Genomic DNA, 18909 nt, shown 5'->3' on the forward strand with positions numbered 1-18909 from the left:
TCGCCCGCGAAAGCGGGCGATCCAGTATTCCAGAGACGCTAGTGATTCAACCGAGAGGCCGCGGCGTACCGGGTCGCCCGGTCGAGCCGGGCGACGACAGTGGAGCGTGAGGCGCGAACATCGCGTCTCACGCGCGCATGACAGCGGGGCTAGCGGCTACGCGTAGCGCCCGTGGCAGTGCTTGTACTTCTTGCCTGAGCCGCAGGGGCAATCCTCGTTACGGCCGACCTTGCCCCAGCTTGCCGGGTTCTTCGGATCGCGAAGAGCTGCGTCGGAAGCCTGCGCACCGAGCGTGACGCTGGCGAGCGCCATCTCGTCCTCGCCGGTGTTCGGGTCGAACTTGTGCGCTTCCATCGGCGGCAGCACGGGGGCTTCCTGCTCCGGCGGGACGATCTCGACCCGCATCAGCTGCGCCGTGACGGCCTCGCGCAGATGCGCGCTCATCTCCTGGAAGAGATTGAAGGCCTCGGTCTTGTACTCCTGCAACGGATCGCGCTGGCCGTAGCCACGCAGGCCGATGACCTGGCGCAGATGGTCGAGCATGATCAGATGCTCGCGCCAGAGATGGTCGAGCGTCTGGAGCAGAATGGTCTTCTCGACGTAACGCATCACGTCGGGACCCCATTGCCCGACCTTGGCCGCCATGTGCTCGTCGGCTTTGGTCTCGATGCGGGTGAGCAGCTCCTCGTCGGCGATGCCCTCTTCCTTGGCCCAGTCGTCGACCGGCAGGTCGAGATCGAGCACGCGCTTCAGCTCTTCCTTCAGGCCGGCCACATCCCACTGCTCGGCATAGGCATGCTCGGGCACGTGCTTGGCGACGAGATCGTCGATGAAGGCGTGGCGCATGTCGGTAACGGTCTCGGCGACGCTGTCGTCCTTCATCAAGTCGACGCGCTGGTCGAAGATCACCTTGCGCTGGTCGTTCTGGACGTTGTCGAACTTGAGCAGATTCTTGCGGATGTCGAAGTTGCGCGCCTCGACCTTCTGCTGCGCCTTCTCGAGCGCCTTGTTGATCCAGGGATGGATGATCGCCTCGCCTTCCTTGAGGCCGAGACGCTGCAGCATGCTGTCGAGGCGATCCGAACCGAAGATGCGCATCAGATCGTCTTCCAGCGACAGGAAGAACTTCGAGCGGCCGGGGTCGCCCTGACGGCCGGAACGGCCGCGCAGCTGGTTGTCGATGCGGCGGGATTCGTGACGCTCGGATCCCATGATGTAGAGGCCGCCGGGCTTCTTCACGGTCTTGGCGGGCTTCGAGCCCTTCGCCGGCTCGATCTCGACCTCTTCCTCGGCCTTCAGCACGATCTCGCGGAAGTGCTCGATGTCGGCCTTGATCTGCTCGATCTTCTTCGCCTTCTCCGCCTCGTCCTCGATGCCGGCAGTCTCCTGCTGGATCCGCATCTCGAGCGAGCCGCCGAGCTTGATGTCGGTACCGCGGCCGGCCATGTTGGTGGCGATCGTGATCGCGCCGGGCACGCCGGCTTCCGCGACGATATAGGCTTCCTGCTCGTGGAAGCGCGCGTTCAGCACCGCGAACAGTTTTGCCGGCTTGCCGGCGCGGGCCGCGGCGTACAGCTTCTGCATCGAATTCTCGTTGCCGAAATCGATCTGCCGGTAGCCGTGCTTCTTGAGGTATTCGGCGATCACTTCCGATTTTTCGATCGAGGCGGTGCCGACCAGCACCGGCTGCAGCCGCGCATTGGCGCGCTCGATCTCGGCCAGGATCGCGGCGTATTTCTCGTTCTGGGTACGATAGACCTCGTCGTCCTCGTCGAGGCGGCCGACCGGCACGTTGGTCGGGATCTCCACGACTTCGAGCTTGTAGATGTCGAAGAGTTCGTCGGCTTCGGTCAGCGCCGTGCCGGTCATGCCGGCGAGCTTTTCGTACATCCGGAAATAGTTCTGGAAGGTGATCGAGGCCAGCGTCTGGTTTTCCGGCTGAACCTGGACATGCTCCTTGGCTTCAAGCGCCTGATGCAGGCCTTCTGAATAACGTCGGCCGGCCATCATGCGTCCCGTGAACTCGTCGATGATGACGACCTCGTCGTCGCGGACGATGTAGTCCTTGTCGCGCGTGAACAGCGTGTGGGCGCGCAGCGCCTGGTTGATGTGGTGCACGACGGAAACGTTCTCGACGTCGTAGAGCGACTCGCCCTTGAGCTGGCCGGCGTCGCGCAGCAACGTCTCGATCTTCTCCATGCCACCTTCGGTCAGCGTCACCGTACGCTGCTTCTCGTCGACCTCGTAATCGGTCTTGTCGAGCTTGGGCAGGAAGCCGTCGATGGTGTTGTAGAAATCGGAACGGTCGTCGAGCGGGCCGGAGATGATCAGCGGCGTGCGCGCTTCGTCGATCAGGATCGAGTCGACTTCGTCGACGATGGCGTAGAAGTGCGGGCGCTGGACCATGTCCTCGAGCCGGTACTTCATGTTGTCGCGCAGATAGTCGAAGCCGTATTCGTTGTTGGTGCCGTAGGTGATGTCGCAGGCATAGGCAGCCTTGCGTTCGGAATCGTCGAGGCCGTGGACGATGACGCCGGTGGTCAAGCCGAGGAAGCTGTAGATCTGGCCCATCCAGCCGGAGTCGCGGCGGGCGAGGTAGTCGTTGACGGTGACGACGTGGATGCCCTTGCCCGCGAGCGCGTTGAGGTACACCGCGAGCGTTGCGACCAGCGTCTTGCCTTCGCCGGTCTTCATCTCCGCGATGTCGCCCTCGTGCAGCACGATGCCGCCGATCAACTGGACGTCGAAATGACGCTGGCCGAGCGTGCGCTTGGCAGCTTCGCGCACGGTGGCGAAGGCCGGCACCAGCAGATCGTCGAGCGTTTTGCCCTCGGCGAGCTGTTTCTTGAACTCGACGGTGCGGGCCTTCAGTGCCTCGTCGGAGAGTTTCGAAACCTCCGGCTCCAGCGCGTTGATCGCGTTGACGCGGGACTGGTATCCCTTCACCCGCCGGTCGTTGGCGGAGCCGAAAAACTTGCGGGCGAGCGCGCCGATCATGCCTAGTTCCTGTGTTCGCGATTCAACCGCGTTGCAGCCAAGAAGTTGTCACCCCCCTGCCTATCAACTCACCGTGACGCCTGATGGCGACAGAGCCCGGACTGCGGGGGGTCATCCGCCATATGGGTGGGAATTGGGCAAGTCTGGGTTCAACGGCCAAAAACGCAGCAAAATAAACGCCATCGCCATGGTCGCGACCGGGCAGAGATATGGCCCGGTCGGGGCCTTGTCAACGGCGGGCGCATTGCGGCTAATTCATCATTTTGACAGACTTTTCGCGTTGCCAAGCCCCCCTGAATTGGGCGAGTGTCCGCCCCGCTAGAGCAGCCCCCTGCTTCAACAAAAGGATTTTCCATGACCACCTCGTTCCCGGTAACCAAAACCGGCCTGCGCTTCGGCCTCGCCACCGCCCTCGTGGGCTGCCTTGCGTTGGCGCTGATCGCGGGTCCCGGCCGGGCTGCCGACGATCCGGTGCTGGCGAAGGTCAATGGCGCGGAAATCAAGAAGAGCGACGTTGCCATGGCCGAGGAGGAACTCGGGGCGAGCCTCGCCCAGATGGACCCGGCGACCAAGGACGAGAATGTGCTGTCCTTCCTGATCGACATGAAAATCGTCAGCAAGGCTGCCGAGGACAAGAAGGTCGCCGACGGCGACGAGTTCAAGAAGCGCCTGGCGTTCGCCCGGAACCGCCTGCTGATGGACAGCCTGCTCGCCAACGAGGGCAAGGCCGCCACCACCCCCGACGCCATGAAGAAGGTCTATGAGGAGGCCTCCAAGCAGATCACCGGCGAGCAGGAGGTCCGCGCCCGCCACATCCTGGTCGAGACCGAGGACGAGGCCAAGGCGGTGAAGGCCGAGCTCGACAAGGGCGCCGATTTCGCCGAGCTCGCCAAGAAGAAGTCCAAGGATCCGGGCTCCGCCGATGGCGGCGACCTCGGCTTCTTCACCAAGGAGCAGATGGTGCCGGAGTTCTCGGCCGTGGCCTTCACGCTGGAGCCGGGCAAGATCTCCGATCCCGTGAAGTCGCAGTTCGGCTGGCACATCATCAAGGTCGAGGAAAAGCGCAACCGCAAGGCGCCGGACTTCGAGCAGGTCAAGGCCCAGATCGAGCAGTACGTCACCCGCAAGGCCCAGGCCGACTACGTCGCCAAGCTCCGCGCGGAAGCCAAGGTCGAGCGGACGGACCAGCCGGCAGCGGATGCCAAGCCGGATGCCAAGCCGGCCGACCCTGCCAAGCCGTCCGACAGCAAGATGGCGCCCCCCGCGAAGAAGTAAGAATTCGCTGTCACTTCGCGGACGCCAATAGTATCTAACGTCGCAATGGCCGGGCAAATGCCCGGCCATCTGCATATCCAGACCTCACCAAGGCGCCCCGATGTCCTCCTCCGTCTCCCCGCTCGCCCCCAAAACTGTCCCCGACATGCCCGTGATCGCGGGCGTCCGCCTTGCGACGGCCGAAGCCGGCATCCGCTACAAGAACCGCACCGACGTGCTGCTGGCGGTAATGGACAAGGGCACCGCGGTCGCGGGCGTCTTCACCAGGTCGAAATGCCCCTCCGCGCCGGTGGAATGGTGCCGCGCCAAGCTGAAGGGCGGCAAGGCGCGCGCGCTGGTGGTGAATTCCGGCAACGCCAATGCATTCACCGGCAAGACCGGGCGCAGCTCCACCGCGCTGACCGCGAAGATCGCGGCCAAGGCGGTCGGATGCAGCGAGGGCGAGATCTTCCTGGCCTCGACTGGCGTGATCGGCGAGCCGCTGGACGCGACCAAGTTCGACGGTGTGCTCGGCCGGCTGGCCGAGACTGCCGAGTCCGGCGACTATCTCGCCGCGGCCAAGGCGATCATGACCACCGATACCTTCCCCAAGGTCGCGACCGCGACCGTGAAGCTCGGCAAGGCCAAGGTCACCATCAACGGCATGGCCAAGGGCGCCGGCATGATCGCGCCCGATATGGCGACGATGCTGTCCTTCATCTTCACCGACGCGCCGATCGCACCCGCCGCCCTGCAAGCGTTGCTCAAGAGCGGCGTCGAGGACACCTTTAACGCGGTGACGATCGACGGCGACACCTCGACCTCGGACACGCTGCTGGCCTTCGCCACTGGCGCCGCCGCCGAGCACGGCGCGCCAAAGATCAGCCGCGCCAACGACCCCCGCCTGAAGGCCTTCGTGAAAGCCTTCAACCAGGTGCTCGCCAATCTCTCCGAGCAGGTCGCCCGCGACGGCGAAGGCGCGCGCAAGCTGGTCGAGATCACCGTGGAAGGCGCCAAGACCAAGGCGTCGGCGCGCAAGATCGCGATGTCGATTGCGAACTCGCCGCTGGTCAAGACCGCAATCGCCGGCGAGGACGCCAATTGGGGCCGCGTGGTGATGGCGGTCGGCAAGGCCGGCGAGCCGGCCGATCGCGACAAGCTCTCGATCTCCTTCAACGGCATCCGCGTCGCCAAGAGCGGCGCGCGCGATCCGTCCTATGACGAGGCGCAGGTGTCGGAAGCGATGAAGGCCCCGGAAATCGCCATCAAGGTCTCGCTCGGCCTCGGCAAGGGTCGCGACCGCGTGCTGACCTGCGACCTGACGAAGGAGTATGTCGCGATCAACGGGGATTACAGGTCTTAAACCGAACGCCGATGGCCGATCTCAAACTGACATTGGTGGTGGCCTGCGCGCTCGTCGACGCCGACAAGCGCGTCCTGATCGCGCAGCGCCCGGAGGGCAAGACGCTTGCGGGCCTCTGGGAATTCCCCGGCGGCAAGTGTGAGCCCGGCGAGCGGCCGGAGCAGAGCCTGATCCGCGAGCTGCACGAAGAGCTCGGCATCACCGTCGCCGAACCGTGCCTGGCGCCGCTGACCTTTGCGAGCTACGGCTACGAGACCTTTCACCTGCTGATGCCGCTTTACATCTGCCGGCGCTGGGAGGGGCTGGTCACCCCGCGCGAAGGCCAGACCCTGACCTGGGTCCGCGCCAACAAGCTGCGCGACTACCCGATGCCGCCCGCGGACATTCCGTTAATCCCGCATCTGATCGATTTGCTGATGTGAGTACGGACCTCATCCTGAGGAGCGCGGCACGCGCGTCTCGAAGGATGGCCACACGGCGAGAGCGGGGCCTGCATGGTTCTCGCGGCGATGCGAAGCATCGTCCGCTAAGCGCGCCTTACGCGCCCCCTCACCATGAGGATCACTCCTTCCCCGCCTTCTTCACCGCCTCCGCCAGGCTCGCTTTTGCCGACCCCGGCTTCAGCGGCTGCTGCTGGCTCGCATGCGGGGCCCAGCCGGAGAGCCAGATGATGTCGAATGTCGCACGGATGCGGCCATCGGCATCCGCAAAGCGTTCGGCGTAGATTTCGGCCATGCGCAGCAGCGTCGCGCGGGGCGTCGGGGTACGCCGCCGCTCGATCAGCACATTGGCCGCGCCCATGCGGCGGAGATCCTGCATCAGCGCAAACGCATTGGCGTAGCGCACCACGACACGGTCGACATCGGTGACCGGAAGCGCAAAGCCTGCCCGCTGCAACAGCGCGCCGATATCGCGCAGATCCGCGAACGGGGCCACGCGCGGCGACACGCCACCCTCGCATTCGGCCTCCGCCGCGGCAAAGGCCTGGCGCAACTCGGTCAGGCTGTCGCCGCCGATCATCGCGGCGAGCAGCAATCCGTCCGGCTTCAGCGCACGCCGCACCTGCATGAGCACCCCCGGCAGGTCGTTGACGAATTGCAGCGCCAGCGCCGAGACGACGAGGTCGAGACTTTCCGGGGCAAAGGGCAGTTTTTCCGCGCCCGCTTCGTCGAGCGCGATCCGCCGAAGTGATGGCAGCCCTATGAGCCCCTCTCCGGGCGTCCAGAGATCGGCCGCAGCGTGAAATTCCCGCATCACGGCGGCCAGCCGGTCAGTCATGTCCTCTGCAACACGATCGAGCAGGAATGTCACCTCGCCCTGCGCATGTGCGCGCCGCTGCCGCGCATGCAGCAATGCGCGATCGAACAGAGCGGGCGGGGTCTGCGGGGTCTGGGCCATGCCGCTGGTTACGCCGATCACGACCGCCATGGCAATCTCCTCTCTCGTGTCCCGGACGCGCTGCGGCGCTCTTAGCGCTGCTGCACAGAGCCGGGACCCAGAAGGCACCACCGCACGATGCGGCGAGATGGGCCCCGGCTCTGCAGCGCACCGCACCGGACGATGCTTCGCATCGCCGGGAGCGCTGCGCTGCGTCCGGGGCGCGAGAGTGTGGCTTGAGCCCCCGTAAACAGAACGCTAGCCTCTCCCCATGGAAGCCGACGCCGCCCCCACCCGCTCCATCGCCGTGCCGTTGCATGCCGCGTGGACGGCCGGCCGCCACGTGCTGTTACGCGCCGCACGGCTCGCGCTCGACATTGCGCTGCCGACGCTCTGCGTGTCCTGCCGCGAGCCGGTCGACGGCGAGGGCGTCTGCGCAGCCTGCTGGGCGCGGCTGTCGTTCATCGAACGGCCCTATTGTCCACGGCTCGGCATTCCCTTCGTCTATGATCCCGGCCCCGAGATGCTGTCGATGGAGGCGATCGCCAGCCCGCCGGCCTACCAGCGTGCACGCGCGGCGGTGCGCTATGACGACGTCGCGCGCACGCTGGTGCATGCGCTGAAATACCAGGACCGTACCGATCTGGCGCCGGCCATGGGCCGCTGGATGGCGCGCGCGGGCGCCGAACTGCTCACCGGAGCCGACATGCTGGCGCCGGTGCCCCTGCATTGGCGCCGGGCCTGGCGCCGCCGTTACAACCAGTCCGGGGCGCTGGCGCGCATCATCGCGCGGCAGAGCGGTGTCAGGGTGCGCGGCGAAGTGCTGCGCCGGGTGCGTGCGACTGAGCAGCAGATCGGCCTGTCGCGGACCCAGCGCGCCACCAATGTGCAGGGCGCATTCCAGGTATCCCCCGACCGCCAGGCGGAAATCCAGGGCCGCCGCATCGTCCTGATCGACGATGTCCTCACCTCGGGGGCGACGCTGGACGCCTGTGCGCGGGCCCTGCTCCGCGCCAAGGCGGCCCAGGTGGACGTGCTGGTCTTCGCCCGGGTTGTCGAGAGCGGCCCCCGTCCCATATAATTCAATGACTTCATGACATGAGAGCGCCACACGACATGACCGACGCTGTCGAAATCTACACCAGGCCGGGCTGTGGCTATTGTTCCGCCGCCAAATCGCTGCTGACCCGCAAGAAGGCAACCTTCACGGAGTTCGACATCGCCAGGAACCCGTCCTGGCGCGAAGAGATGTACGACCGCGCCGGCGGGGGCTCGACTTTCCCGCAGATCTGGATCGGCGGAACCCATGTCGGCGGTTGCGACGAGCTCTATGCGCTCGACCGCGAGGGCAAGCTCGACGGCCTGCTCGAAAGCGTAAAGGCGGTGTCATGAGCGAGGATCGCACCTTCACCGCCGCGATGGTCCAGATGCGCACCGGGCTGATGCCCGAGCCGAGCCTCGCGCAGGCCACCAGGCTGATCCGGCAGGCTGCCGCCAATGGCGCCGACTACGTGCAGACGCCCGAAGTCAGCAACATGATGCAGCTCAACCGCAAGGCGCTGTTCGAGCACCTCCAGAGCGAAGAGGACGACACCTCGCTAAGGGCCTATCGCGCGCTCGCGGCCGAGCTGAAGATCCACATCCATGTCGGATCGCTGGCGCTGCGCTACTCGGACGAAAAAGCGGTCAACCGGTCCTTCCTGATCGGCCCCGAGGGCAATGTGCTCGCGAGCTACGACAAGATCCACATGTTCGACATCGAATTGCCGGACGGCGAGAGCTATCGCGAATCCGCCAACTACCAGCCGGGCGAGACCGCCGTGATCTCCGACCTGCCCTGGGGCCGCGTCGGGCTGACGATCTGCTACGACGTGCGCTTCCCCGCGCTCTACCGTGCGCTGGCCGAGAGCGGCGCGTATTTCATCACCGTGCCCTCGGCCTTCACCCGCAAGACCGGCGAGGCGCACTGGCACATCCTGCTGCGCTCGCGCGCGATCGAGACCGGCTGCTTCATCTTCGCGGCGGCGCAGGCAGGCACCCATGAGAACAAGCGCGAGACCTATGGTCACTCGCTGATCATCGATCCCTGGGGCGAGATCCTCGCCGAGGGCGATGTCGAGCCCGGTATCATCATGGCCAAGATCGACCCGGCCAAGGTCGAGACCGCACGCCGCGCGATCCCCTCGCTCCAGCACGGCCGCCGCTTCGGCGTCGCCGATCCCAAGGCCGGGCCGGACCATCTCCACCTCGTGCGGGGATCGGCATGATCCGCTACGCGCTCCACTGCGACCGAAGCCACGCATTCGAAAGCTGGTTCCAGAGCTCGTCGGCTTATGATTCGCAGGTGAAGCGCAAGCTCGTGACTTGCCCGATCTGCGGCTCGGCCAAGGTCGAGAAGGCGATCATGGCCCCGCGGATCATCGGCAAGAAGGGCCGCGGACCGGCGACGCCGCCGCCGGAGCCGGCTTCAACGCCTGCGCCCGAGGCCGCGCCGTCGGGACCGACCTCGCTGATGATGGCGCAGGAGCGCGAGTTGCGCGCCAAGCTCAAGGAGCTGCGCGATCACATCGTCAAGAACGCCGACAATGTCGGCGAGCGTTTTGCGAACGAAGCCCGCGCGATGCATTACGGCGACAAGGAGCACCGCCCGATCTATGGTGAGGCTTCGCCCGACGAGGCAAAGTCGCTGATCGACGAAGGCATCGAGGTGTCGCCGCTGCCGACGCTCCCGGAAGATAGGAACTAGGCCCCCACCAGCACCGCAACGCCGACCACGATCAGCGCGATACCAAAGATCTCGCGCGGCGCGATCGGCTGCTTGAACGAGTAATACGCCACGCCTTGCGCGAACAGCACCTCGATCAAAGCGAGCGTGCGGACATTGGCGGCGGCCGTCAGCGCGAATGCCAGGAACCAGAACTGCGAGGCGAAGGCGCCCATGAAGCCGGCGAGCAGCGACGGCTTCCACAATCCCAGGATCGACTGGAGCACCTTTGGCGCCCGCCAGAGCAGATAGATGGTCAGGATCAGCGTCTGCACGAACAGGCCGAGCACCAGCGTGAACGACGCTGCCGTCACGAAGGAGACGTCAGGCACGTTGATGATGGCGCCGCGGAAGCCAACGGCTGAGAGCGCGAACGCCGCGGCCGCACCGAGGCCCGTGATGGTCGGCCTCAATTCCGCAAAGCTCTTCTCGCCGCCGGGCCGGAGTGCGGTGATGACGACGCCGACGGTCGCGATCACGATCGCCAGCACCTTCAGCCAGGTCAGGTGATCGCCGAGGAAGACGAAGCCGAAAATCGCGGTCTGGATCGCCTCGGTCTTCAGGTACGCCGTCGTCACCACGAAGGAGCGATCGTTCATCGCGAGCAGCATCAGCCCGGTCGCAACGATCTGGCTGAGCGCCCCGAGCAACAGCCAGGGCCAGAACACGGTCGGCGGCATGCCGAGGTGATCACCGGTCGCGACCAGCACCACGCCCAGAAACAGCAGCGAGAACGGGAAGCCGAACAGGAAGCGGATATTGGTCGCGCCCCAGGTCCCCAGCGGCTTCGTGAGCGACCGCTGCATCGCGTTGCGCGCGACCTGGCCGAGCGCAGCAATGACGGTGAAGGGAATCCAGAGGCTGGCGATGGTGAGCATGCGGGTGGAGCGGTAGGAGGGGAAGCCGTGGCCAACCTGCCGCTAGCGGCGAAGCAGGTCAATCACGCCCAGATCATAGGAGCGATGCTCACGCAACAAATTCGGTGTCGTCCCTGCGAACGCAGGGACCCATACCCCCAGGGAGCAGTTTGGCGAAGACTGCCGACCCGCACGTCTACCACCGCGCCGCTACCGACAGATTCCGCGGTATAGGTCCCTGCGTTCGCAGGGACGACAGCACTTGCTTGGCAACATCACACCGTCAAACCAGCAGATCGCTCAGGTCACGCCACTCGGGATTTTCCCGCTCGATCAGTTCGATCTTCCAGTCGCGTTTCCAGCGTTTCAGCTGCTTTTCGCGGGCAATCGCCTCTTCCGCTCGCTCGAAAGCCTCGGTGTAGACAAGCCGGTGCACGTCGTAACGCTTAACGAATTTCGAGCCCTTGCCGGTCCGGTGCTCTTCTAACCGCTTCTGGAGCGAGTTGGTGATGCCGATGTAGAGCGTTCCGTGGTGGCGGCTGGCGAGGATGTAGACGTAGTACATGCTCGGAGCGCCTGTCTCGGCTAACGACTGTCGCCTGTGGTTATGGGTCCCTGCGTTCGCAGGGACGACACCGTTTGTGGAGAAACAGCTCGCACCCTACTCAGTCCTCAGACCATCCCTTCCGCCACGACCATGTAGTTCACGTCCATATCCGACGAGAGGGTCCATTTGTCGGCGAAGGGTGAGTAGACGACACCGGTCTGCTCGGTGATGACGAGGCGGTTGTCCAGAAGATATTTGGTCAGCTCGTCGGGGGTGACGAACTTGTTCCATTCGTGGGTGCCGCGCGGCAGCCAGCGCAGGACGTATTCGGCGCCGACGATGGCGAGCGCGAAGCTCTTCCAGTTCCGGTTCAGCGTCGAGACCACCATCAGCCCGCTCGGCTTCAGCAGCGCCGCGCAGCGCTTGAGGAAAACGCCGACATCGACGACGTGCTCGACCACTTCCATCGCCAGCACGATGTCGAAGCGCTCGCGCGGGTCGATCTCCTCGACCGTGGTGCAGCGGTAATCGATCGACAGATGGCTCTTGTCGGCGTGCAGCTTCGCGGCGGCGATGTTGCTCACCGAGGGATCGACGCCGATGACCTGGGCGCCGAGGCGCGACAGCGGCTCGCACAACAGGCCGGCGCCGCAGCCGATGTCGAGCACGCGCAGGCCGCCAAGACAGTTGAGGCTGCGCACGTTGCGCTCGAACTTGCGGCAGGCGGCGTCGCGGATGTAGCCGAGCCGCAGCGGGTTGATCCGGTGCAGCGGCGCCATCTTGCCGTTGGGGTCCCACCACTCGGCCGAAAGTTTCGAGAATTTCGCGATCTCGGCGGCGTCGACGGTCGAGCCCGGCTGCGGGCTTGCGGTTGCGGAAGTATTTTGCTGCATGCTCATGGTTAGGCGCGGTCCTACCGCGTGGTGATCGAACTACGGAAGGCGAGCGGCGTGTCGACGGTCGTGATCTTTTCGATCCCCTCGCCAACGCCGCGAATCGTCACGTCGCCGTAGTTGAGAATACGTCCAAGAATCGACTGGTCGACGTCGACACTCTCGACCTTGTCCAGCGCCATTTCAAAGGTCCGGCGCTTGATGAACCCCGTCTTGTGCACAACCCGCAAGTTGGTGACGTCGGTCTCGGTCGTGAAGCGATGGAACCAGCCCTTGATGGTCCAGTAAAGGGCGGCCAAAGCCACGACGCCGGCGGCTATGAGGCACAGCACCCTGAGGCCATCGGCCGTGGCCTGCGGCATCAGGACGAGAAAGGCGAGAGCCACGATCCAGGCCACGATGGCCGGAAAATAGAAGATCCAGTGCGCATTGGTCGAATACAGCACCCGCTCGCCCGGTTGCAGGATCTCGTCGATATAACGCGCCATGATCTCGGTTAACCCATACCCCCAAGCCAGACCTTAGGCCGGACCTTACCCTGCCCCCGCAGGAACCCGCTTGCCCCCGGCCCCGCCGCTATGTATACGCGCGGTCGGTGTCCGCAGGCATTGCCTCGCGTGGGTCACCATACTGATCCTTATGAGGGAATGCACGCGTCGTCATGAGCCGCCTCGTGATGAAATTCGGCGGCACGTCCGTCGCCAATATCGAACGTATCCGCAACGTCGCACGCCATGTGAAGCGTGAGGTCGACGCCGGCCATGAAGTGGCCGTGGTCGTCTCGGCGATGTCCGGCAAAACCAACGAGCTGGTGGCCTGGTGCACCGAGGCCTCGCCGATGCACGACGCGCGCGAATACGACGCCGTTGTCGCCTCCGGCGAACAGGTGACGTCGGGCCTGCTCGCCATCGTGCTTCAGGGCATGGGCATCCAGGCCCGCTCATGGCAGGGCTGGCAGATCCCGATCAAGACCAGCGACGCCCATGCCTCGGCCCGAATCGAGGACATCGACGGCAGCGAGATCATCAAGCGCTTCCGGGAGCGCAAGGAGGTCGCGGTCATCGCCGGCTTCCAGGGTATCAATCCCGAGACCAATCGCATCACCACGCTCGGCCGCGGCGGCTCCGATACCTCGGCAGTGGCGATCGCCGCCGCCGTCAAGGCCGACCGCTGCGACATCTACACCGATGTCGACGGCGTCTACACCACCGACCCGCGAATCGTGCCGAAGGCCCGCCGCCTCGACAAGATCGCGTTCGAAGACATGCTGGAACTGGCCTCCCAGGGCGCAAAAGTGCTCCAGGTCCGCTCGGTGGAACTCGGCATGGTCCACAACATGCCGATCTTCGTCCGCTCGAGCTTCGACAAGCCCGAGGATATCGACCCGCATGCCAACCAGCCGCCCGGCACGCTGATCTGCAGCGAGGAGGAGATCATGGAAAGCCACGTCGTCACCGGCATCGCCTTTTCGAAGGACGAGGCCCAGATCTCGGTACGCCAGATCGAGGACAAGCCCGGCGTGGCAGCGTCGATCTTCGGCCCGCTGGCGGATGCCAACATCAACGTCGACATGATCGTGCAGAACGTCTCCGAGGACGGCAAGACCACCGATCTCACCTTCACGGTGCCGGCGGCCGACTACACCCGCGCCAAGGACACGATCACGGCCGCCAAGGGCAAGATCGGCTATGCCCGGCTCGATACCGCCACCGACGTCGCCAAGATATCGGTAATCGGCAGCGGCATGCGCAGCCATGCCGGCGTCGCCGCCCAGGCGTTTTCGGCCCTCGCCGGACGGAATATCAACATCCGGGCCATTACAACCTCCGAGATCAAATTCTCGGTTTTGATCGACACCGCCTATACCGAGCTCGCGGTACGCACCCTGCACACGCTCTACGGTCTCGATCAGGCCTAGACGAATTTTCTCTTAGCGGTCGCAGCAAACGCGAAGGTGTACACACCTTCGCGTTTGGCAGGCGTTTTGCTTGGCAAAACAAGCCTCAATTCGCTATACGGCGAACAGGGTGGGCTGCCGCAGACTGTGTCCCAGTTCAGGCGGCGCTGATTCGGTGCAAGCGCTAAATCTTGAGTAGATTTGTGTTTGTGCCTGCGCCGGACGAACAATTTGGTTGTTTTTCTGGAATTTTGGGCCAGCCGCCGGCCGATACCGCCGGGCCAGGCAGACGGAGGAGATTGACGGTTCATGCGGAGCGCGTCGGGAGGTCCCCGCGTCTTGTTGAGACGGCTCCGCGAAACCATGGCGGAGCAGGTCTCGGCCCAGGAGCGGCTGGACAAGATCGTGGTGCTGATCGCCGCCAATATGGTGGCCGAGGTGTGCTCGGTCTATGTGCTGCGCATCGACAACACGCTCGAGCTCTACGCCACCGAAGGTCTCAACCGCGAGGCGGTGCACCACACCGTGCTGAGCGCCCATGAGGGCCTGGTCGGCCTCGTCGCCAGCGAGGCGACCCCGCTCAACCTCAGCGACGCGCAAAGCCACCCGGCCTTCTCGTTCCGCCCGGAGACCGGCGAAGAAATCTACCACTCCTTCCTCGGCGTGCCGATCCTGCGCGCCGGCAACACGCTCGGCGTGCTGGTGGTGCAGAACCGCGCCAAGCGCAATTATGTCGAGGAGGAGCTCGAGGCGCTCCAGACCACCGCGATGGTGCTGGCGGAGCTGATCGCCTCCGGCGAATTGTCTGCGCTGGCCCAGCCGGGCCAGGAGCCGGCCGCGCGCCATTCGGCGCAGAAGGTCGGCGCCATCCTCTCGGAGGGCATTGCGCTCGGCCATGTCGTGCTGCACGAGCCGCGCGTCGTCATCAAGGACTACATCGCCGAGGATCTGCCGAAGGAGATCAAGCGGCTCGACACCGCGCTCGCCAAGCTGCGCGCCGATCTCGACCGCATGCTGGAGCGTGGCGACGTTGCCGAGGGCGGCGAGCACCGCGAGGTGCTGGAAGCCTATCGCATGTTCGCCAACGACCAGGGCTGGTCGCACAAGCTGCATGAGGCGGTCGCCACCGGCCTCACGGCGGAAGCCGCCGTCGAGCGCGTGCAGTCCGACACCCGCGCGCGCATGCTGCGCTCCACCGATCCCTATTTGCGCGACCGGCTGCATGATCTCGAGGATCTCGGCTACCGCCTGATGCGGCAGCTGGTCGGCCAGGACCACGCGCCGTCACGCGAGCAATTGCCCGACAACGCCATCGTCATCGCGCGCGCGATGGGCCCGGCGGCGCTGCTCGACTACGACCGCAAGCGCCTGCGCGGCATCGTGCTGGAGGAAGGCACCGCCAACTCCCACGTCTCGATCGTGGCCCGCGCGCTCGGCATCCCTGCGGTCGGCGAGGTCCCGAACGCGCCCGGCATAGCCGATCCCGGCGACGCCATCATCGTCGACGGCACCTCAGGCTCGATCTATGTGCGCCCGTCGCAGGAGGTCGAAGCCGCCTTTGCCGAACGCGTGCGCTTCCGCGCCCGCCGCCAGGCACAATACCTTGCGCTGCGCGACCGTCCCTGCGTCACCAAGGACGGGCAGCAGGTCGAGCTGATGATCAACGCAGGTCTTGCGATCGACCTGCCGCATATCGAGGACACCGGCAGCGCCGGCATCGGTCTGTTCCGCACCGAGCTGCAATTCATGGTCGGGCAGAGCCTGCCGCGCACCAGCGACCAGCTCGCGCTCTATCGCACGGTGCTGGATGCCGCAGGCACCAAGCCCGTCACCTTCCGCACCCTCGACATCGGCGGCGACAAGGCACTGCCCTATATGGAAGCGGTGATCGAGGAGAACCCCGCACTCGGCTGGCGCGCGATCCGGCTTGGCCTCGATCGCCCCGGCCTGCTGCGCGGCCAGATCCGCGCGCTGCTGCGCGCCGGCGGCGGCCGCGCGCTGCGCATCATGTTCCCGATGATCTCGGAGGTCGCGGAATTCGACTCGGCGAAAGCGCTGGTCGAGCGCGAGCTGACTTATCTGCGCCAGCACGGCCACACCCTGCCGGAGCGCATCGACATCGGCACCATGGTCGAGGTGCCGGCCCTGCTCTACCAGCTCGACGAGCTCCTGAAGAAGGTCGACTTCATCTCGGTCGGCTCCAACGATCTGTTCCAGTTCCTGTTCGCGGTCGACCGCGGCAATGCCAAGGTCTCCGAGCGCTTCGACACCATGTCGGCGCCGATCCTGCGCGTGCTGCGCGAGATCGCACAGAAGTCCAACGCGGCAAAGAAGTCGCTGTCGCTCTGCGGCGAGATGGCCTCCAAGCCGATCGGCGCACTGGCGCTGATCGCGATGGGCTATCGCTCGCTGTCGCTTTCGGCGACGGCCCTCGGTCCGGTCAAGGCGATGGTCATCGATCTCGACGCCAAGAAGGCCGAAGCGATGCTCGGCCCGCTGCTGGACGCGCCCTCCGGCAGCGTCTCGATCCGGCAGAAGCTGACGGAATTTGCCGAGGCCGAAGGCCTGGCGTTGTAGCGGGCCTGTCGCCCCCTCCCGCCGCCTCGCCCTCTTCCGCCATTTGAGACTGAACCGATGTCGTCACTCCCCGAAGCCAAACTGGACGTCCTGCTCGCGCATCACGCCTCGCTCGAGGCCGAATCGCTGGGACAGCTCGCCTCCGAACGCTACGTGCAGATCACCCGCGAGCTCGCCGAGCTCACCCCGCTGATCGAGGCGGTGAAGGCGTATCGTTCTGCGGTCAAAGAACTCGCCGACACCGAGGCGCTGATCGCCGATCCCGCGACGGATGCCGAGATGCGCGGCATGGCGGAAGCCGAGCGCGACGAGCTGACGCCTAAAATCGAAGAGCTGGTCCAGAAGATTCGCGTCGCGCTGCTGCCGAAAGACGCCATGGACGACCGCAACGTGGTGCTGGAAATCCGCGCCGGCACCGGCGGCGATGAGGCCTCGCTGTTCGCCGGCGATCTGTTCCGGATGTACGAGCGCTTCGCCAGCTTGCAGGGCTGGAAGGTCGAGGTGATCTCGGCCAGCGAAGGCACGGTCGGCGGCTACAAGGAAATCATCGCGGAGGTGCAGGGCCGCGGCGCGTTCTCGAAGCTGAAATTCGAATCCGGTGTGCACCGGGTGCAGCGCGTGCCGGACACCGAAACGCAGGGACGCATCCACACCTCCGCCGCTACCGTCGCCGTGATGCCGGAGGTCGAGGAGGTCGACGTCGACATCAAGAACGACGATCTGCGGATCGAGACCATGCGGGCGCAGGGCGCCGGCGGCCAGCACGTCAACAAGACCGAATCGGCGATCCGCATCACCCACATCCCGACCGGCATCGTGGTGATGATGCAGGACAGCCGCTCACAGCATAAGAACCGTGCCTCCGCCATGAACATCCTGCGCTCGCGCATCTACGATGCCGAACAGCAGCGCCTCGACGCCGCACGCTCGGCCGAACGCAAGGAGAAGGTCGGCTCCGGCGACCGCAGCGAGCGCATCCGCACCTACAATTTCCCGCAAGGACGCGTCACCGATCATCGCATCAACCTGACGCTCTACAAGCTGCCGCAGGTGATCGCCGGCGAAGCGCTCGGCGAATTGACCGACGCGCTGACCACCGAGCATCAGGCCGCACAGCTCGCCGCGCAAGGCGCAGCCGCCTGAACCGCGCCTCAGCGCGCTTTGGCCCGGAACGATCGCAGGATCCTGGCCAGGGCGGGCGCGGCGGCACCCAGCTCGTCCAGGTGAATGCGCGAGAGCGACCGCAGCTTCTGCTCGCCCTTGGCCGTCAGCCTGACCAGGACGCGTCTTGCGTCCTGCGGATCGGCTTCCCGGCCGATCAGCTTCAGCTTCGCCATGCGATCCACCAGCTCCACCGCGGTATGGTGCCGGATCAGGAGGAAACGCGCGATGTCGCCGACGCTTGCGCCGTCAGGGGCGGCCAGCCCCTTGATCGCCAGCAGCGCCTGATGCTGCTGCGGCGTCAACCCGGCACTCTGGGCCGCGGCTTCGCTGAACGCCAGGAAGGTCCGGAGCTGATAGCGGAACTGTGCGAGCGCCGCATAGTCGGCCTCGCGCATCGCGCCGCCCTTTGAGGGCGCCGCGGACGAGGGGCGCGTCGTCTTCCGCTTCGTTTGAGTCATTCCTGCCTGCGACGTCGAGCCCGCCGGTGAAGCGGGCGGTCACTGCCGAGACTAGCAAGGAAGGACAGGCGGAACCAACCGAGCGGCGCCGCGGATGCACAAATATCGGGGCCTATTCGAAACTGGAGAGCAGGATCTTCACCAGGATGACCTGAAACGCGATCGGGATGCGAACGCTCTTCCGCCTGATCGAGCGCTGGAGCGCGCTGGCGATCTCGGCGCTGGTCAGGCTGCCTGCCGACGCATTGGCAATCAACTCCGCCCACATCTGCGACAGCGAGCCGCCGGGCGGAATCGCCGGCTTGATGGTCACGCCGCAGCCCTGTGCCCAATCCACGATCTCCCGCATCGTGTGGGTGCCGCAGTTGCGCGCGGTGGCGAGCCGCTCGGCCGTCAGCACGCGCAACAATTCGCGTGGGGGCGACCACGCCCCCTTCGGGGGCTGCTCACCGGTGAGCTCGACCGCAAGCTCCTTCAGAACATTCTGGGCGCGCACGCTCAGTCTCTTCATCGGCACCGGCGCGCGCTTCGCCTGAACCGAGCCGACCGCCGGCCCCCGCTCGCCGGAGGGCCGATTGCGTGGCTCGGGCATGCGGGCGGCATCGCCGGACTGCGGCGCCACGCGCTGGTCGCTGCTCTCCCCCGCAGGCCACGCGGTCTCCGGCCGCTCCGCCTCCTGCGGCCAGGATCGTCGCTTCCGGGCACCCGCCACTGTCGTCTGCCGCGCCATTTCTCTCGCCGAACCCGCCAGCCTCGTACTC

General features: G+C 65.6%; 18 protein-coding genes. 10 read left to right on the forward strand and 8 right to left on the reverse strand.

From position 1 onward, the window contains the following. Window positions 1-156: 156 nt before the first annotated feature. Window positions 157-2997 (reverse strand): preprotein translocase subunit SecA, encoded by a 2841-nt coding sequence (secA, locus tag IVB46_RS28285; RefSeq protein ID WP_247316467.1) that lies wholly within the window; start codon window positions 2995-2997, stop codon window positions 157-159. 354 nt (window positions 2998-3351) lie between these two features. Here secA and IVB46_RS28290 point away from each other — a divergent pair, with 354 nt between their 5' ends. The 3 genes from IVB46_RS28290 (at window position 3352) to IVB46_RS28300 (ending at window position 6036) form a co-directional block, all read left to right on the forward strand. Next, window positions 3352-4272, forward strand: a complete 921-nt coding sequence (locus IVB46_RS28290; RefSeq protein WP_063980581.1) for a peptidylprolyl isomerase — start codon at window positions 3352-3354, stop codon at window positions 4270-4272. 100 nt (window positions 4273-4372) lie between these two features. Continuing rightward, entirely contained in the window at window positions 4373-5614 is a 1242-nt protein-coding gene (gene argJ, locus IVB46_RS28295) for a bifunctional glutamate N-acetyltransferase/amino-acid acetyltransferase ArgJ (protein WP_247316469.1), read from the forward strand. Between the two features lie 11 nt (window positions 5615-5625). Next, window positions 5626-6036 carry a (deoxy)nucleoside triphosphate pyrophosphohydrolase gene (locus tag IVB46_RS28300; protein WP_247316471.1) on the forward strand — a complete coding sequence of 137 codons (411 nt, stop codon included), beginning with the start codon at window positions 5626-5628 and terminating at the stop codon, window positions 6034-6036. A gap of 139 nt (window positions 6037-6175) precedes the next feature. On the opposite strand, the gene IVB46_RS28305 is transcribed toward IVB46_RS28300, so the two are convergent. Next, window positions 6176-7042, reverse strand: coding sequence for a methyltransferase domain-containing protein (locus IVB46_RS28305; protein WP_247316473.1), 867 nt, complete (start codon window positions 7040-7042; stop codon window positions 6176-6178). A 220-nt stretch (window positions 7043-7262) separates the two neighbouring features. Between IVB46_RS28305 and IVB46_RS28310 the strand changes: the two genes are divergently transcribed. The 4 genes from IVB46_RS28310 to IVB46_RS28325 are packed head-to-tail and all read left to right on the forward strand — an operon-like array spanning window position 7263 to window position 9737. After that, window positions 7263-8072, forward strand: a complete 810-nt coding sequence (locus IVB46_RS28310; RefSeq protein WP_247343919.1) for a ComF family protein — start codon at window positions 7263-7265, stop codon at window positions 8070-8072. A 35-nt stretch (window positions 8073-8107) separates the two neighbouring features. Then, on the forward strand, window positions 8108-8383 hold the full coding sequence (gene grxC, locus IVB46_RS28315; protein ID WP_063980577.1) for a glutaredoxin 3: 276 nt from the start codon (window positions 8108-8110) through the stop codon (window positions 8381-8383). After that, on the forward strand, window positions 8380-9258 hold the full coding sequence (locus IVB46_RS28320; RefSeq protein ID WP_247316477.1) for a carbon-nitrogen hydrolase family protein: 879 nt from the start codon (window positions 8380-8382) through the stop codon (window positions 9256-9258). The genes grxC and IVB46_RS28320 overlap by 4 nt, the downstream gene beginning before the upstream one ends. Then, a complete protein-coding gene (locus IVB46_RS28325; protein ID WP_247316479.1) occupies window positions 9255-9737 on the forward strand; it encodes a DUF1178 family protein in 483 nt (160 codons plus the stop codon). The genes IVB46_RS28320 and IVB46_RS28325 overlap by 4 nt, the downstream gene beginning before the upstream one ends. Here IVB46_RS28325 and IVB46_RS28330 read toward each other — a convergent pair. The 4 genes from IVB46_RS28330 to IVB46_RS28345 form a co-directional block, all read right to left on the reverse strand. After that, a complete protein-coding gene (locus tag IVB46_RS28330; RefSeq protein ID WP_247316481.1) occupies window positions 9734-10633 on the reverse strand; it encodes an EamA family transporter in 900 nt (299 codons plus the stop codon). The two genes, IVB46_RS28325 and IVB46_RS28330, sit on opposite strands and share 4 nt — an antisense overlap. Before the next feature lie 262 nt (window positions 10634-10895). Further along, window positions 10896-11177, reverse strand: a complete 282-nt coding sequence (locus tag IVB46_RS28335; protein ID WP_247316482.1) for a GIY-YIG nuclease family protein — start codon at window positions 11175-11177, stop codon at window positions 10896-10898. A 107-nt stretch (window positions 11178-11284) separates the two neighbouring features. Beyond that, complete coding sequence (gene ubiG / locus IVB46_RS28340) at window positions 11285-12058, reverse strand: bifunctional 2-polyprenyl-6-hydroxyphenol methylase/3-demethylubiquinol 3-O-methyltransferase UbiG (RefSeq protein ID WP_247343924.1); 774 nt, start codon at window positions 12056-12058, stop codon at window positions 11285-11287. 14 nt (window positions 12059-12072) lie between these two features. Further along, complete coding sequence (locus tag IVB46_RS28345) at window positions 12073-12540, reverse strand: PH domain-containing protein (RefSeq protein ID WP_071908493.1); 468 nt, start codon at window positions 12538-12540, stop codon at window positions 12073-12075. 173 nt (window positions 12541-12713) lie between these two features. Here IVB46_RS28345 and IVB46_RS28350 point away from each other — a divergent pair, with 173 nt between their 5' ends. The 3 genes from IVB46_RS28350 (at window position 12714) to prfA (ending at window position 17669) form a co-directional block, all read left to right on the forward strand. After that, window positions 12714-13970 carry an aspartate kinase gene (locus IVB46_RS28350; RefSeq protein ID WP_063980571.1) on the forward strand — a complete coding sequence of 419 codons (1257 nt, stop codon included), beginning with the start codon at window positions 12714-12716 and terminating at the stop codon, window positions 13968-13970. Window positions 13971-14258: 288 nt separating this feature from the next. Beyond that, window positions 14259-16526: a phosphoenolpyruvate--protein phosphotransferase gene (gene ptsP / locus IVB46_RS28355; RefSeq protein ID WP_247316483.1), complete on the forward strand. Its 2268-nt coding sequence runs from the start codon at window positions 14259-14261 to the stop codon at window positions 16524-16526. Between the two features lie 57 nt (window positions 16527-16583). Beyond that, window positions 16584-17669, forward strand: coding sequence for a peptide chain release factor 1 (gene prfA / locus IVB46_RS28360; protein ID WP_085403605.1), 1086 nt, complete (start codon window positions 16584-16586; stop codon window positions 17667-17669). An 8-nt stretch (window positions 17670-17677) separates the two neighbouring features. Here the strand turns inward: prfA and IVB46_RS28365 are convergent, their stop codons facing one another. Together IVB46_RS28365 and IVB46_RS28370 are read right to left on the reverse strand one after the other, a co-directional pair. Further along, window positions 17678-18148 carry a helix-turn-helix domain-containing protein gene (locus IVB46_RS28365; protein ID WP_247316484.1) on the reverse strand — a complete coding sequence of 157 codons (471 nt, stop codon included), beginning with the start codon at window positions 18146-18148 and terminating at the stop codon, window positions 17678-17680. Window positions 18149-18260: 112 nt separating this feature from the next. Next, window positions 18261-18909: hypothetical protein (locus tag IVB46_RS28370; protein WP_247343928.1), on the reverse strand; the 649-nt coding region annotated here is incomplete at its 5' end.

Source organism: Bradyrhizobium sp. 61 (assembly GCF_023073075.1).
Taxonomy (GTDB): domain Bacteria; phylum Pseudomonadota; class Alphaproteobacteria; order Rhizobiales; family Xanthobacteraceae; genus Bradyrhizobium; species Bradyrhizobium barranii.